We start from the raw sequence: 14,780 nt of genomic DNA, 5'->3' as shown, positions 1-14,780 counted from the left end.
CCAATTGATCAAGGATGCAGCCAGTCACCGAACGGCAGGTTCCGGACAACGGTGAAGACCAGCAGCAACGTCCCGAGCGTCCACAGGTGCACCGGCCCGGGATCGAGCCGCACGGGCCGCCCGCGCACCGCGCGGATCACCCAGACGGTCCACAGCACGGCGAACCCCACATAGCCCAGCACGGCCGCCGCGTTGTCCTGGAACGCCGCCGCGAAGTCGCCGTGCACGACGGCGTGCGCGCTGCGCAGTCCGCCGCAGCCGGGGCAGTAGACGCCGGTGTACTGCAGGAGCGGGCAGGCCGGGTAGTGGCCGGGCTCGTTGGGGTCCACGGTGCCCACATAGGCGAAGGCCCCCGCGACGGCCGCGAGCACCCCCGCGGGCACGGCCAGCCGCCCCAGCAGGGTGACGCGGGGCAGCGCGCGCTGACTGTCGGCGTTCACATCTCGCATTGTGCCCCGCGCGGGCCCCGGACGCGCTTGAGGGGCGGCATGGGGCCGCCCCTCAAGCGAAGTCGTACGAAGTCGTACGGGGAGATCAGCTCTCGATGCCCGCCGGCTCGCGCTGGGTGGTGACGAGCGCCTTGTGGGCGTCCTTGGGCTGGCCCATCCCCATCGCGCTCATGATCCAGCCGACGACACCGCCGAGGACCACGATCCCCATGCCGCCCCAGAAGCCCGCCGGCTGGGCCATCACCATGAAGGCGCCCGCGACGCAGAAACCGATGAAGGCGATTGTGACACCGGTCCAGGCGGCCGGGGTGTGACCGTGGCTGCTGCCCGCCATGACTTGCTCCTCGTTGCTGTGTGTACGTCTCCGAGCCGGACGCTCGCCATCATTGTCCCGCACGCGCGCGTGCGGGATGCTCGGGGGTCGCTCTCGCGAGTCGTTCAGGCTCCGGTCGGATCCTCGCCCCGGTCCAGCGCCTTCCAGAGGTCCTCGGGTCGATCGGGGTCGACGACAGGAGCCTTGCGGGCCCGGGGAGTTCCATTGCGCTCGTACCGGCTGGACATCGCCGGCCACAGCGGCGCGTAGCGCAGCGCCAGCAGCCCGGCCACCAGCAGCAGCACGCCGCCGACGGCCGCCACGTACGGCCAGGCGGTGTGGCTGAGCGCACCGACGGTCGCGGCCGTGTCGCCCGTGGCCTGCGCCGCCTGCTCGTCCAGCGCGGAACTGTCGTCCGCGCCGATGAGGGAGGCAGCCACCGTCCCCGCGCCGGACAGCGCAAGCAGCCCGGCGACGAACACCCGGCCGAGACGACGGACGGCGAAGACGGCGACCAGCGCGGCGAGGCCCACTATGGCCAGCGACGCGGGCACGCCCGTGACGTCGCTGCCCTTGGCGGTGAGGGGGAAGTCGCCGCCGGCCACGGTCGCGGTGCCCTCCGACCACCGCTGACGCGTGGCCAGCAGCGCCACGGCCGCGCCGAGCGCACCGGACAGGAGGGCTACGGCGAGGCTGATGCGGCCGGCCCGGGCGGGGCCTGCGGCTTCGGAACGGGGGTGAGGTACGGCAGTCACGTACTCCACTATCGCCCGAACCCCGGGCGAACCGTCACCCGGGGTTCATATGAGAAGCGCCCTATTTCTTCAGACGGTTCGCCGTGTGCACCGCGCGCAGGACCGCCGCCGCCTTGTTGCGGCACTCGTTGTCCTCGGCGACCGGGTCGGAGTCGGCGACGATCCCGGCGCCGGCCTGGACGTATGCGGTGCCGTCGCGCAGCAGGGCCGTGCGGATGGCGATGGCGGTGTCGGAGTCTCCGGCGAAGTCGAGGTAGCCGACGCAGCCGCCGTACAGGCCGCGGCGGGACGGTTCCAGTTCGTCGATGATCTGCATCGCGCGGGGCTTGGGCGCGCCGGAGAGGGTGCCGGCCGGGAAGCAGGCGGTGAGCACGTCGAAGGCGGTGCGGCCCTCGGCGACCTGTCCGGTCACCGTCGAGACGATGTGCATCACGTGCGAGTAGCGCTCGATGGACATGAAGTCGACGACCTCGACGGAGCCCGGCGCGCACACCCGCCCGAGGTCGTTGCGGCCGAGGTCGACGAGCATCAGGTGCTCGGCGCGCTCCTTGGGGTCGGCGAGGAGCTCGTCGGCGAGGGCCTGGTCCTCCTGCGGGGTGGCGCCGCGGTGCCGGGTGCCGGCGATGGGGTGGACCATGGCCTGCCCGTCCTCGACCTTGACCAGGGCCTCGGGGGAGGAGCCGACGACGTCGAAGCCGTCGAAGCGGAACAGGTACATGTACGGGGAGGGGTTGGTGGCCCGCAGCACCCGGTACACGTCCAACGCGCTGGCCGTGCACGGCGTTTCGAAGCGCTGGGAGGGGACGACCTGGAAGGCCTCTCCGGCCCGGATGCGCTCCTTGATGTCCTCGACGGCCTCCTGGAAGTCCTCGCCGCCCCACAGGGCGGTGTACTCGGGGAGCTCGGAGGGCGGGAGCACGGCCGGGGGCTGGGCGACCGCGCACGTGAGGTCGGCCTCCATGGCGTCCAGGCGGGCCACGGCGTCGGCGTGGGCCTCGTCGACGCCGGTGTCGAGGTCGTTGTGGTTGATCGCGTTGGCGATCAGCAGGACCGAGCCCTCCCAGTGGTCCATGACGGCGAGGTCGCTGGTCAGGAGCATGGTCAGCTCGGGGAGCCGGAGGTCGTCGCGCTCGCCGGGGCCGATCTTCTCCAGGCGGCGCACGATGTCGTAGCCGAGGTAGCCGACCATGCCGCCGGTGAAGGGCGGCAGGCCCTCCTGGTGCGGGGTGTGCAGGGCCTCGATGGTGGCGCGCAGGGCGGCGAGCGGGTCGCCGTCGACGGGGACGCCGACGGGCGGGACGCCGAGCCAGTGGGCCTGGCCGTCGCGTGCCGTCAGCGTCGCTGCCGAGCGGACGCCGACGAACGAGTACCGGGACCAGGAGCGGCCGTTCTCCGCGGACTCCAGCAGGAAGGTGCCCGGGCGCTCGGCGGCGAGCTTGCGGTAGAGCGCGACCGGGGTGTCGCCGTCGGCGAGGAGCTTGCGGGTGACCGGGATGACGCGGCGGTCGGTGGCCAGCTTGCGGAACGTCTCAAGGTCCATGGCGGCTGACCCTACTGATCTCCGGCGTTCACGCCGGAATCCTTGAGCAGGACGTCGGCGTCGAAGCAGGTGCGCGCGCCGGTGTGGCAGGCGGCGCCGACCTGGTCGACCTTGACGAGCACGGTGTCGGCGTCGCAGTCGAGGGCGACGGACTTGACGTGCTGGAAGTGGCCGGAGGTGTCGCCCTTGACCCAGTACTCCTGGCGGCTGCGCGACCAGTAGGTGCAGCGGCCGGTGGTCAGGGTGCGATGCAGCGCCTCGTCGTCCATCCAGCCGAGCATGAGCACCTCTCCGGTGTCGTACTGCTGGGCGATGGCGGGGAGGAGCCCGTCGGCGCTGCGCTTGAGGCGCGCGGCGATCTCGGGGTCCAGCTGGCTGGGCCGGCGGGGCGTGCTGGTGGTCATGGGTGCCATTGTGCCGCGCGGCAGTGACAGTCCTGGCGCTGTGTCCACTGTGCGGACCGGAGGGACGGTCGTAGGCTGACGGCATGTCGACTTTCGCCAAGCGTGAACGACTTCTGCTGGCCGATCTCCTGGAGGCCGAGGGCCCGGAGGCCCCGACGCTCTGCGAGGGCTGGACGACCCGTGATCTCGCCGCGCACATCGTCGTGCGCGAGCGCCGGCCCGACGCCGCCGTGGGCATCCTGATCAAGCAGCTCGCCTCCCGCCTGGACGGGGTGATGGCGGAGTTCACCGACAAGCCCTACGAGGAGCTGATCCAGCTCATCCGTACGGGACCGCCACGGTTCTCGCCCTTCGCCCTGAAGCAGGTCGAGGAGATGTCGAACACGGTGGAGTTCTACGTCCACACCGAGGACGTCCGCCGTGCCCGGCCCGACTGGACGCCGCGCGAGCTCGACCCGGTCTTCCAGGACGCCTTGTGGTCCCGGCTGGAGCGCTCCGCCCGGCTGATGGGCCGGGCCGCCCCGACCGGCCTGGTGCTGCGCCGCCCGGACGGCCAGACGGCGGTCGCGCACCGCGGCACGCCGGTGGTGACGGTCACCGGCGAGCCGTCGGAGCTGCTGCTGTTCCTGTACGGCCGGCAGAACGCGGCCGAGGTGGAGCTGGAGGGCGACAAGGACGCGGTGACCAAGCTGCACGAGGCGAAGCAGCTGGGCATCTGAGCCCGAGGGGTCACTTGGGGAGCTCGGCGCGGCGCAGGTCGCGCACGCACAGCGCGATCACCCCGCCGAGCCCGCACACCACCGCGCTGGCCACGAAGACCGGGCCGGTGCCCCAGGCGCCGATGGCGGCGGCCGACAGCGGCATGCTGAGCGGTGCGAAACCGAGGCTGACCAGCCCGGAGACGGCGGTGACGCGGCCCAGGTAGGCGGGGTCGGCCTGGGTCTGGAGCAGGGCGCCGCACATGGCGCCGCTGAGCCCGGCGAGCAGTCCGATCATCAGGGCGACACCGACGGCCGCGACCACACCGGGCACAAAGGCCAGGGCGCCGATCGCGACCGACCCGGCGATGATCGCGTACCCGGCGACCTGCCCGGCGTGCGGCAGCCGCCCGCGCACGGTCAGCAGCAGCGACGCGGCTCCGGCGCCGACGCCGAACCCGGCGAGCACCCAGCCCATGCCGGAGGCGCCCCAGCCGCGCTCGTCGGCGAGCAGCGTGAGGCCGACGTTGAGCGGGCCGACGAAGCCGAGGTCGCCGAGGGCGATGGCGAGCATCAGCGGGGCGAGCACACGGTGGCGGCGTATGTAGCGGAGGCCGGCGATCAGATCGCGCCAGGCGGTGCCGCCGTGCGCGGCCTTCTTGTCGTCGGCGGGCAGTTCCCGCACGCGTACGGCCATCAGCAGCGGCACGGACACGGCGATGAGCAGCCCCGCGAGGCCGAAGGCCACCGCCGCTCCCCCGACCGCCACGCCGAGTCCGCCGAGCGGGCCGCCGACCACGCTGGCGAAGCGGATGCCGAGGCCCCGCATGCCCTGCACGCGCGCGAGTTGCCCATGTGTCGTCACGCGCGCGGGGAGCGCGCCCACGGCCGGCATGAACACGGCGTCGACGGTGCCGAAGACCAGCGCCAGCGCGGCCAGCGCCCACAGGCCCGGGCCGGAGAGGAACAGCAGCGCCGCCACCGCGAGCACGGCCGCGCAGCGCACGATGTCGCTGCCGATGACGACTCTGCGCGGCCCGAGCCGGTCGGCGATCACTCCCCCGCCCAGCATCAGCAGGGCCCTCGGCACCGCGCTCACCGCCATGACCACTCCGGCCTGCGAGGGCGAACCGGCTTGTACGGCCGCCCAGGACAGGGCGATGTAGTACACGCTGTCGCCGATCATCGAGGAGGTGTAGGCGGCGAGCCAGCGCAGGACGTTGGGGTCACGGTGGGCGGGCCGCTCGACGAGGCCGGCGGGGGCGGTGAGCGTTGCGGTCACGGGAGGGGCCTCTCAGACGTGAGTCAGACGCGGAACGGGAAGCCGTACATGTGCAGGGCGATGTGCTCGCGCCCCTCGGTCTCACCGGCGGCCTCGCGGGCGCGCCCCTGGTCGTCGTACTTCTTGAGCACGTCCAGCAACTCCCGCTTCAGCTCGGCCAGTTCACCGGCCGTCAGCCTGAGCAGGGACTCCGAGTCGACGACGGCCTCGTTCCACTGCGCGCCCCAGTGGGCGCGCTCGTCGAGGTAGGTGCGGTACATCTCGGAGCGCTGCTCCTGGAACAGCCGGGACGCCGCCGTGTGCGCGGCGGCCTTCTCCGGCGCGTCCCGGAAGTCCGCGCTGCGAACGGAAACACCGTCCGAGGCGGGCTGCCACCAGCGCTCCCGGGCGTCCCCGCTGCGCGGCTCGGCCTCCTCGATCAGCCCGTGCTCGGCGAGCTTGCGCAGGTGGTAGCTGACCAGCGAGACGGCCTCGTCGACCTGCTCGGCGAGGTGCGAGGCAGTCGCCGTGCCGGCCAGGAGCAGCAGCCGGTACAGCTTCATGCGCAGCGGATGGGCGAGCGCCTTCAGGGTGCCGACGTCCGTGATCCGACGGTTCTCTTTGCTTGCCATGACCCCGACCCTAGATACAAAAGAAAAGTTGCGCAATAGATTTTGCGCAACTTCTCTTTCGCGTCTGCCCACAAGAAAGCCCCGGCCGCCGCAAAGGCAACCGGGGCTCGGACCGGCGTCAGCGGACGGGGTGGCCCGCTTCCTTCAGCGCCTGCTTCACCTCGCCGATCCGCAGATCGCCGAAGTGGAACACCGACGCCGCCAGCACCGCGTCCGCGCCCGCCTCGATGGCCGGGGCGAAGTCGGCGAGCTTGCCGGCACCGCCGGAAGCGATGACCGGAACGGTCACGTGCTTACGCACCGCCTCGATCATCTCCAGGTCGTAGCCGTCCTTCGTGCCGTCCGCGTCCATCGAGTTGAGCAGGATCTCCCCCGCGCCCAGCTCGGCGGCCCGGTGCGCCCACTCCACGGCATCCATGCCGGTGCCGCGCCGGCCACCGTGGGTGGTGACCTCGAAGGTGCCCTCGGGAGTGCGCCGGGCGTCCACCGACAGGACCAGCACCTGACGGCCGAAACGCTCCGCGATCTCACGGATCAGCTCGGGCCGCGCGATGGCGGCCGTGTTCACGCCCACCTTGTCCGCGCCCGCCCGCAGCAGCTTGTCCACGTCCTCGGCGGTACGGACGCCGCCGCCGACCGTCAGCGGGATGAACACCTGCTCGGCGGTGCGGCGCACCACGTCGTAGGTGGTCTCCCGGTTGCCCGAGGACGCGGTGATGTCCAGGAACGTCAGCTCGTCGGCGCCCTCGGCGTCGTACACCTTCGCCATCTCGACGGGGTCGCCCGCGTCGCGCAGGTTCTGGAAGTTGACGCCCTTGACGACCCGGCCGTTGTCCACGTCCAGGCAGGGGATGACTCGGACCGCCAGGGTCATGAATCCACGGCTCCTCTGAATGCTTCTAGTTCCACTTCGACCAGGATGCGCGGGTCCACGAACCCCTCCACGACCAGCAGGGTCGAGACCGGACGCACCTCGTCGAACAACTCCTTGTGGGCCCGGCCCGCCTCGTCCACGTCCCGCAGATGCGTCAGGTACATCCGCGTACGGATCACGGATCCGACGTCGAGCCCGAACTCGCCGATCGCCTCGATCGCGCTGGTGAAGGCCGTCTTGGCCTGCTCGTACGGGTCGCCCTCGCCGTACAGCACCCGGCCCTTGAAGGACGTGGTGCCCGCCACCAGAACGCGGTCTCCCGCCGCGATGGCGCGCGCAAAACCGAAGGACTCTTCCCAGGGACTTCCGCTCTGCACACGCCGCACGGCATCGCTCATGACGACACAGCCTCCAAGGCCTCTTCCAGGGTGAACGCCTTCGCGTACAGGGCCTTCCCGACGATGGCGCCCTCGACACCGAGAGGTACCAGCTCGGAGATCGCGCGCAGGTCGTCCAGCGACGACACGCCGCCGGAGGCGACGACCGGGCGGTCCGTCGCCGCGCAGACGTTCCTCAGCAGCTCCAGGTTGGGTCCCTGGAGCGTGCCGTCCTTGGCGATGTCGGTCACGACATAGCGCGCGCAGCCCTCCTGGTTGAGGCGCTCCAGCGTCTCGTAGAGGTCGCCGCCGTCACGGGTCCAGCCGCGCCCGCGCAGGGTCGTGCCGCGTACGTCCAGGCCGACCGCGATCTTGTCGCCGTGCTCGGCGATGACCTTGGCGACCCACTCGGGGGTCTCCAGGGCGGCGGTGCCGAGGTTCACCCGGGTGCAGCCGGTGGCGAGGGCCGCGGCGAGGGTGTCGTCGTCGCGGATGCCGCCGGACAGCTCGACCTTGATGTCCATCGCCTTCGCGACCTCGGCGATCAGCGCCCGGTTGTCGCCCGTGCCGAACGCGGCGTCGAGGTCGACCAGGTGCAGCCACTCGGCGCCGGAACGCTGCCAGGCGAGGGCGGCCTCCAGCGGAGAGCCGTACGAGGTCTCCGTACCGGACTCGCCGTGCACCAGGCGGACGGCCTGGCCGTCGCGGACGTCAACGGCCGGGAGGAGTTCGAGCTTCGAAGCCATCAGAGGGTTCCGATCCAGTTGTTCAGCAGCTGCGCTCCGGCGTCGCCGGACTTCTCGGGGTGGAACTGGGTGGCCCACAGGGCGCCGTTCTCCACGGCGGCCACGAAGGGCTTGCCGTGCGTCGACCAGGTGACCTTCGGGGCGTGCATCGCCGTGTTGTGCGTCTCCAGGGTCCAGTCGTGGACGGCGTAGGAGTGCACGAAGTAGAAGCGCGCGTCCGCGTCCAGGCCGGCGAACAGCTCGGAGTCGGCCGGGGCCTCGACCGTGTTCCAGCCCATGTGGGGCACGATGTCGGCCTGCAGCGGCTCGACCGAGCCGGGCCACTCGTCCAGGCCCTCGGTCTCCACGCCGTGCTCGATGCCGCGTGCGAACAGGATCTGCATCCCGACGCAGATGCCCATGACCGGGCGCCCGCCGGACAGCCGGCGGTCGACGATCCAGTCGCCGCGCGCCTCCTTCAGGCCCCGCATACAGGCGGCGAAGGCACCGACGCCGGGCACCAGCAGGCCGTCGGCGTTCATGGCCTTGTCGAAGTCACGCGTTATCTCGACGTCGGCCCCGGTGCGCGCGAGGGCACGCTCGGCGGAACGGACGTTGCCGAAGCCGTAGTCGAAGACGACGACCTTCTTGGGGGCGCTCAATTCCACACCTCCAGCCTCATGACGCCCGCGACGAGACACATCGCGGCGCCGATGGAGAGCAGCACGATGAGCTGCTTCGGCATCTCCTGCTTGACGAAGGAGATGATCCCGCCGACCAGGAAGAGGCCGACGACGATCAGGATGGTCGACAGGCCGTTCACAGCGCGCCCTTCGTGGAGGGGAGGATGCCGGCCGCGCGCGGGTCGCGCTCGGAGGCGTACCGGAGCGCCCGGGCCAGCGCCTTGAACTGGCATTCGACGATGTGGTGCGCGTTGCGCCCGTAGGGCACGTGCACGTGCAGCGCGATCTGCGCCTGGGCCACGAAGGACTCCAGGATGTGCCGGGTCATCGTGGTGTCGTACTCGCCGATCATCGGCGCCATGTTCTCGGGCTCGGTGTGCACGAGGTACGGGCGGCCGCTGAGGTCCACCGTCACCTGGGCGAGGGACTCGTCCAGCGGAACCGTGCAGTTCCCGAATCGATAAATCCCCACCTTGTCGCCGAGGGCCTGCTTGAAGGCGGCGCCGAGGGCGAGGGCGGTGTCCTCGATGGTGTGGTGCGAGTCGATGTGCAGATCGCCCTCGGTCTTCACGGTCAGGTCGAACAGACCGTGCCGGCCGAGCTGGTCGAGCATGTGGTCGTAGAAGCCGACGCCGGTCGCCACATCGACCTGGCCGGTGCCGTCGAGGTTGATCTCGACGAGGACCGAGGTCTCCTTCGTCACCCGCTCCACACGTCCTACGCGGTTCATGCGCTCTGCTCCTCCGGGGGTGTGGGGGTGTCCCCCACATAGCTCAGTAGTTCACGGACCGCGTCGAGGAACGCGTCGTTCTCCTCCGGGGTTCCGGCGCTGACCCGCAGCCACCCCGGGATGCCGTTGTCCCGGACCAGGACACCCCGGTCGAGGATCTTCTGCCAGGCCGTGTGCGCGTCCTCGAACAGACCGAACTGCACGAAGTTCGCGTCCGACTCGACGACCTCGAAGCCGGTCGCGCGCAGTTCGGTGACCAGCCGGTCCCGCTCGGCCTTCAGCTGCTCGACGTAACCGAGCAGCGTGTCGGTGTGCTCCAGGGCGGCCAGCGCGGTCGCCTGGGTGACGGCCGACAGGTGGTAGGGCAGCCGTACAAGCTGGACGGCGTCGACGACGGCCGGGTGCGCGGCGAGATAGCCGAGGCGCAGGCCCGCCGCGCCGAAGGCCTTCGACATCGTGCGGGAGATGACCAGATTCGGCCTGCCGTCGAGCAGCGGCAGCAGCGAGTCGCCGTGGCTGAACTCGATGTACGCCTCGTCGACCACGACCATCGACGGCTTCGCCGCCTGCGCGGCCTCGTACAGCGCGAGGACCGTCTCAGGCGGGACCGCGTTGCCCGTGGGGTTGTTGGGGGTGGTGATGAAGACGACGTCCGGCCGGTTCTCGGCGATGGCCTGCTCGGCGGCGGCGAGGTCGATGCTGAAGTCCGCATTGCGCGGCCCGGAGATCCAGCCGGTGCCGGTGCCCCGCGCGATGAGGCCGTGCATCGAGTACGACGGCTCGAAGCCGATCGCCGTACGGCCCGGTCCGCCGAAGGTCTGCAGCAGCTGCTGGATGACCTCGTTGGAGCCGTTGGCGGCCCAGACGTTGGCGAGGCCGACCTCGTGCCCGGACGTGTTCGTCAGGTACTCGGCCAGCTTCGTGCGCAGTTCTACGGCGTCCCGGTCCGGGTAGCGGTTGAGGTTCCGGGCCGCCTCGCGCACCCGCTCGGCGATGCGCTCGACCAGCGCCTCGGGCAGCGGGTAGGGGTTCTCATTGGTGTTCAGCCGTACGGGGACGTCCAACTGGGGCGCGCCGTAGGGGGACTTGCCGCGCAGCTCGTCCCGTACGGGGAGATCGTCGATGCCAGTCACTTGCCTTCAGGAACCTTCCAACCGAACCGAGCCTTGATCGCCGCCCCGTGGGCCGGCAGGTCCTCCGCCTCCGCCAGCGTGACCACGTGATGCGCCACGTCGGCCAGCGCGTCCTTCGTGTAGTCGACGATGTGGATGCCGCGCAGGAAGGACTGGACGGACAGGCCCGAGGAGTGGCAGGCGCAGCCGCCGGTGGGCAGGACGTGGTTGGACCCGGCGGCGTAGTCGCCGAGCGAGACCGGCGCCCAGGGGCCGATGAAGATCGCGCCGGCGTTCCTGACCCGGTCGGCGAGCGCGGTGGCGTCGGCGGTCTGGATCTCCAGGTGCTCGGCGCCGTACGCGTCGACAACCCTGAGGCCCTCCTCGACACCGTCGACCAGCACGATCGCGGACTGCTTGCCCTTGAGCGCAGGGACGATCCGGTCGTCGACGTGCTTGCTGGCCGCGACCTGCGTCTCCAGCTCCTTCTCCACCGCGTCCGCCAGGGCCGGGGAGTCGGTGACCAGGACGGCGGCGGCCAGCGGGTCGTGCTCGGCCTGGCTGATCAGGTCCGAGGCGACGTGGACCGGGTCGGCCGTGTCGTCGGCCAGGACCGCGATCTCGGTCGGGCCGGCCTCGGCGTCGATGCCGATCTTGCCGGTGAAGTAGCGCTTGGCGGCCGCCACCCAGATGTTGCCGGGGCCGGTCACCATGTTGGCGGGCGGGCAGGACTCGGTGCCGTACGCGAACATCGCGACGGCCGTGGCGCCGCCGGCCGCGTACACCTCGTCCACGCCGAGCAGCGCGCACGCGGCGAGGATCGTCGGGTGCGGCAGGCCGTCGAACTCGGCCTGGGCGGGCGAGGCGAGCGCGATGGACTCGACGCCGGCCTCCTGGGCGGGCACGACGTTCATCACGACGGAGGACGGATACACCGACCGGCCGCCGGGCGCGTAGAGGCCGACGCGCTCGACCGGCACCCACTTCTCGGTCACGGAACCGCCGGACACCACCTGCGTCGTGTGCGTCGTACGGCGCTGCTCGCGGTGGACGAGACGGGCGCGGCGGATGGACTCCTCCAGGGCCGCGCGGACGGCCGGGTCGAGCTCCTCAAGCGCCTTGGCGAGGGCCTCGGCGGGCACCCGCACCCGGTCGAGCCTGACCCCGTCGAACTTCTCGGCGAAGTCGATCAGCGCCGCGTCGCCACGATGATGCACGGCCTCGCAGATCGGACGCACCTTCTCCAGGGCGGCCTGAACGTCGAAGTCGGCTCGGGGCAGCAGGTCGCGCAGGGCGGGGCCCTCGGGAAGGGCGTCGCCGCGCAGATCGATTCGGGAGATCACGCGGTCAATTCTCTCAGACCGGGATCGGGCACTGTTCGCGTGTATCAATGGCTGATACAGAGTGCGGGGGGTCGCGCCCCTTCAGTGAGGCGCTCCGCGTTCGGCGCGTCACCGAGCGGGCATGAACGGTCGTACGAAACCAGTGAGCAGCCGAGGGGGAAGAGAACACCGTGACCGAGGGGGCCGGCGTGCGCGACGGAGACCTGCCGGACGATCTGACCGCCGCCGAGGCCGGCATGTGGCAGGCCTTCCGCAACGGCACCGTCTACGACCTGAGCAGCGGCGACGCGCTCGTGGACGATCCGCACGGCGGGCATCCGTGGGGGCCCGAGCGGACCGTGCGGGCCCGCATCGTGTGCTGGCTGCTGCTGGACGGGCCGCCCGCGCTGGCCGGCCGGGTGTCGTCCCTGAAGCTCGCCGGAATCCGGATCAGCGGCTGCCTGGACCTCGCGGGCGGCACGGTGGTGCCGTACGTCGAGATGCGCGGCTGCCGTTTCGAGCGCGAGGTCCTGCTGCCGGAGGCGCGCTTCACGACCGTACGGCTGGTGGACTGCTCGGTGCCGCGTCTTGAGGCGGCGCGGGTGCACACCGAGGGCGATCTGCATCTGCCGCGCTGCCGCTTCCACAACGGCATCCGGCTCACCGACGCCCAGATCGGCACCGACCTGCTGCTCAGCCAGGCCGTCGTGTACCGCGACCGCACCGGCAAGTCGATCGCCGGGGACGGCATGACCGTCGGCCAGGACGTGCAGGCCGAGCTGCTGGAGTCGCACGGCGAGCTGAGCCTGCGCAGCGCCAAGATCGGGGTGTCGCTGAGCCTGCGCGGCGCACGGCTGATCAACCCGTACACCCGGCACGCGCTCAACGCCCCCCAGCTGACCGTCGAGCGCTCCCTGTACCTGACCCCGGCCGGCCTCGGGAACCCGCTGCTCAGCGGCGCGACCCCCGCGCGCGGGACCCGGGTCCAGCGGTTCGAGTGCCAGGGCGGGGTGCGGCTGGACGACGGGCGGTTCGGGGACGCGGTCGACCTGGAGCGGGCCCGGTTCACCTTCAGCGACGACCAGGAGCTGTCGCTGCGCCGGATCCAGACGCCGGAGCTGCGCTTCCTCGGGGAGCGGCCCGCGCGGGGCACGGTCGTGCTGTCGGGGGCGCGGATCGTCAACCTCATGGACCGCGCGGACGCCTGGCCGGGCCCCGGCCGACTGCACATGGGTGGCTTCTCCTACGAGAACCTCGTGCCGCGCGGCCCGTTCCCGCTGGCCGAACGGCTGGAGTGGGTGGCCGCGGCGACCGCCGAGTACAACCCGGAGCCGTACGAGCGGCTGGCCGGGGTGCTGCGGGCGGGTGGCGAGGACGAGGACGCCCGCGAGGTACTGCTCGCCAAGCAGCGCCGACGCCGCGAGAGCCTGCCGATCGCCGCCAAGCTGTGGGGATACGTGCAGGACTGGACGGTCGCCTACGGGTACCGCCCCGGCCGGGCCGCGGTATGGATGGCGGTGCTCTGGGCGCTGGGCTCCGTGGCCTTCGCACAGGCCGGCCATCCGCCGATCAAACGCGGTGAACACCCGGAGTGGAGCCCTACCCTGTTCGCCCTGGACCTCCTCCTGCCGGTCATCGACCTCGGCCAGGTCGGCTTCTGGCAGCTCAAGGGGGGCTGGCAGTGGCTGGCCACGGTGCTGATCCTGCTGGGCTGGACCTTGGCGACGACGGTGGCGGCAGGGGCTACTCGGCTGCTGCGCAGGGGTTGACCTCACATGGCTCCTCACCCACCTCGCGCGGTCCTTTTTACCCGTCCTTGACCGGCCGCCGTACAACTTTCCATGAGTTGCCCGGTGCCCCTGGCGCCGTCTCGAACTGCGGCTTTTCAATGGTCGACACCATGGCTCTGATGCTGCCGTTCATCCGCGCGCCCCGGATGGCCAGGACCGCGCCCCACCCCGTCGCCGGGCCCTCGGCCGACGACGAGGTACTCCTCGACGTGCCCGACCAGCGCCTGGGACCGGCGCTGGTCGCGGCCGCCCAGGGCGACCACGCACCCGCCGCCGCGCTGCTCTCCGCCACCCGCGCGGCCGCCGAGTGGGACCACCGCGACCGGTACACCGCCCGGCTCGCCGCCTTCGCCCACGCGCGCCCCGAGTGGTTCGAGGCCTGGCGCGCCGCCGCGCCGGACGATCCCGACGGCCTCCTGGTCGATGCCCAGCTGCGCGTGGACCGCGCCTGGCTGTCCCCGGCCCGGGCGGAGCTGCTGCGCGAGGTGAGCCCGCTGGTCACCGCCGCGGCACACGGCGACGACCGCGACCCGGTGCCCTGGCGGATCGCCCTGGACCACGCGCGCGGGGCGCAGGCCGGACCCCGCTACGTCGAGGAGCTGTGGGAGGCGGCGGTGCGCCGCGCCCCGCACCACTACGGCTGCCATGTGGCGGCCCTGCGCTATCTGGCGGCGTCCTGGCAGGGCTCGCACCGCGAGTGCCTGGACTTCGCCGACCGGGCCGCCCAGGACGCGCCGGCCGACTCGCTCGTCCAGGCGCTGCCGGTGCGGGCGGTGTTCGCCTGTCTCACCGACGGCGGCGGGCCCGAGGTGCCGCGGGCGCAGCTGGACGCGGCGGCCGACCGGGCGATCGCCCTGTCCGCCCGCCTCCCGCTCGCGGATCCGTGGCCGGCGGAGATCCGCAACCTGCTGACCTACGTCCTGGTACGGCTGGACCGGCGGGCGGACGCCCTGGAGCAGCTGCGGCTGACCGGCCCGTACGCCACGTCCTTCCCCTGGGACCGCTTCTCGGACGACCCTCTGGGCCACTGTCTGCGGGTGCGCGACGAGATCCGGGACCCGTCCGGGCATCCACGGACCGGGCACACCGGACGCGCACACTCCGGCGACCATTAG

18 protein-coding genes are annotated in these 14,780 nt (G+C 71.7%); 3 read left to right on the top strand and 15 right to left on the bottom strand.

All coding sequences use genetic code 11. From position 1 onward, the window contains the following. Nucleotides 1–8 precede the first annotated feature (8 nt). The 5 genes from AB0Q90_RS07880 to hisI all read right to left on the bottom strand — a co-directional run bounded on the left by AB0Q90_RS07880 (nucleotide 9) and on the right by hisI (nucleotide 3,470). Nucleotides 9–449, bottom strand: coding sequence for a DUF2752 domain-containing protein (locus tag AB0Q90_RS07880; RefSeq protein ID WP_363158138.1), 441 nt, complete (start codon nucleotides 447–449; stop codon nucleotides 9–11). 85 nt (nucleotides 450–534) lie between these two features. Beyond that, complete coding sequence (locus AB0Q90_RS07875) at nucleotides 535–783, bottom strand: HGxxPAAW family protein (RefSeq protein WP_363158137.1); 249 nt, start codon at nucleotides 781–783, stop codon at nucleotides 535–537. A 104-nt stretch (nucleotides 784–887) separates the two neighbouring features. Next, complete coding sequence (locus tag AB0Q90_RS07870) at nucleotides 888–1,526, bottom strand: TIGR02234 family membrane protein (RefSeq protein ID WP_363158136.1); 639 nt, start codon at nucleotides 1,524–1,526, stop codon at nucleotides 888–890. Nucleotides 1,527–1,578: 52 nt separating this feature from the next. Further along, entirely contained in the window at nucleotides 1,579–3,057 is a 1,479-nt protein-coding gene (locus AB0Q90_RS07865) for an anthranilate synthase component I (RefSeq protein ID WP_363158135.1), read from the bottom strand. Between the two features lie 11 nt (nucleotides 3,058–3,068). Further along, the gene (gene hisI / locus AB0Q90_RS07860; protein ID WP_363158134.1) at nucleotides 3,069–3,470 is read right to left on the bottom strand and encodes a phosphoribosyl-AMP cyclohydrolase; all 402 of its coding nucleotides are present in this window, start codon (nucleotides 3,468–3,470) and stop codon (nucleotides 3,069–3,071) included. Between the two features lie 74 nt (nucleotides 3,471–3,544). On the opposite strand from hisI, the gene AB0Q90_RS07855 reads away from it, so the two are divergent. Then, complete coding sequence (locus AB0Q90_RS07855; protein ID WP_363158133.1) at nucleotides 3,545–4,180, top strand: TIGR03085 family metal-binding protein; 636 nt, start codon at nucleotides 3,545–3,547, stop codon at nucleotides 4,178–4,180. A gap of 10 nt (nucleotides 4,181–4,190) precedes the next feature. Here AB0Q90_RS07855 and AB0Q90_RS07850 read toward each other — a convergent pair whose 3' ends face one another. The 10 genes from AB0Q90_RS07850 to hisD form a co-directional block, all read right to left on the bottom strand. Further along, nucleotides 4,191–5,441: an MFS transporter gene (locus AB0Q90_RS07850; RefSeq protein ID WP_363158132.1), complete on the bottom strand. Its 1,251-nt coding sequence runs from the start codon at nucleotides 5,439–5,441 to the stop codon at nucleotides 4,191–4,193. 23 nt (nucleotides 5,442–5,464) lie between these two features. Next, on the bottom strand, nucleotides 5,465–6,052 hold the full coding sequence (locus tag AB0Q90_RS07845; protein WP_363158131.1) for a helix-turn-helix domain-containing protein: 588 nt from the start codon (nucleotides 6,050–6,052) through the stop codon (nucleotides 5,465–5,467). A 118-nt stretch (nucleotides 6,053–6,170) separates the two neighbouring features. After that, the gene (gene hisF, locus AB0Q90_RS07840; RefSeq protein WP_363158130.1) at nucleotides 6,171–6,926 is read right to left on the bottom strand and encodes an imidazole glycerol phosphate synthase subunit HisF; all 756 of its coding nucleotides are present in this window, start codon (nucleotides 6,924–6,926) and stop codon (nucleotides 6,171–6,173) included. Further along, complete coding sequence (locus tag AB0Q90_RS07835) at nucleotides 6,923–7,324, bottom strand: RidA family protein (protein WP_363158129.1); 402 nt, start codon at nucleotides 7,322–7,324, stop codon at nucleotides 6,923–6,925. The genes hisF and AB0Q90_RS07835 overlap by 4 nt, the downstream gene beginning before the upstream one ends. Further along, nucleotides 7,321–8,049, bottom strand: coding sequence for a bifunctional 1-(5-phosphoribosyl)-5-((5-phosphoribosylamino)methylideneamino)imidazole-4-carboxamide isomerase/phosphoribosylanthranilate isomerase PriA (gene priA, locus AB0Q90_RS07830; protein ID WP_363158128.1), 729 nt, complete (start codon nucleotides 8,047–8,049; stop codon nucleotides 7,321–7,323). The genes AB0Q90_RS07835 and priA overlap by 4 nt, the downstream gene beginning before the upstream one ends. Continuing rightward, nucleotides 8,049–8,690 (bottom strand): imidazole glycerol phosphate synthase subunit HisH, encoded by a 642-nt coding sequence (gene hisH / locus AB0Q90_RS07825; protein WP_363158127.1) that lies wholly within the window; start codon nucleotides 8,688–8,690, stop codon nucleotides 8,049–8,051. Before hisH ends, priA begins: the two co-directional genes overlap by 1 nt. Continuing rightward, complete coding sequence (locus tag AB0Q90_RS07820; protein WP_363158126.1) at nucleotides 8,687–8,851, bottom strand: hypothetical protein; 165 nt, start codon at nucleotides 8,849–8,851, stop codon at nucleotides 8,687–8,689. Before AB0Q90_RS07820 ends, hisH begins: the two co-directional genes overlap by 4 nt. Next, nucleotides 8,848–9,441, bottom strand: a complete 594-nt coding sequence (gene hisB / locus AB0Q90_RS07815) for an imidazoleglycerol-phosphate dehydratase HisB (protein ID WP_363158125.1) — start codon at nucleotides 9,439–9,441, stop codon at nucleotides 8,848–8,850. The genes AB0Q90_RS07820 and hisB overlap by 4 nt, the downstream gene beginning before the upstream one ends. Continuing rightward, the gene (locus AB0Q90_RS07810) at nucleotides 9,438–10,574 is read right to left on the bottom strand and encodes a histidinol-phosphate transaminase (RefSeq protein WP_363158124.1); all 1,137 of its coding nucleotides are present in this window, start codon (nucleotides 10,572–10,574) and stop codon (nucleotides 9,438–9,440) included. Before AB0Q90_RS07810 ends, hisB begins: the two co-directional genes overlap by 4 nt. Continuing rightward, the gene (gene hisD / locus AB0Q90_RS07805; RefSeq protein ID WP_363158123.1) at nucleotides 10,571–11,896 is read right to left on the bottom strand and encodes a histidinol dehydrogenase; all 1,326 of its coding nucleotides are present in this window, start codon (nucleotides 11,894–11,896) and stop codon (nucleotides 10,571–10,573) included. Before hisD ends, AB0Q90_RS07810 begins: the two co-directional genes overlap by 4 nt. A 170-nt stretch (nucleotides 11,897–12,066) precedes the next feature. On the opposite strand from hisD, the gene AB0Q90_RS07800 reads away from it, so the two are divergent. Both AB0Q90_RS07800 and AB0Q90_RS07795 read left to right on the top strand, forming a co-directional pair. Continuing rightward, nucleotides 12,067–13,644, top strand: a complete 1,578-nt coding sequence (locus tag AB0Q90_RS07800) for an oxidoreductase (protein ID WP_363158122.1) — start codon at nucleotides 12,067–12,069, stop codon at nucleotides 13,642–13,644. A 119-nt stretch (nucleotides 13,645–13,763) separates the two neighbouring features. Then, nucleotides 13,764–14,780: a hypothetical protein gene (locus tag AB0Q90_RS07795; protein ID WP_363158121.1), complete on the top strand. Its 1,017-nt coding sequence runs from the start codon at nucleotides 13,764–13,766 to the stop codon at nucleotides 14,778–14,780.

The organism is Streptomyces sp. NPDC079141, assembly GCF_040686775.1.
Lineage (GTDB): Bacteria > Actinomycetota > Actinomycetes > Streptomycetales > Streptomycetaceae > Streptomyces.
The sequence above is the reverse complement of the archived record's forward strand: the minus strand, read 5'-3'. Positions and strand labels throughout refer to the sequence as shown.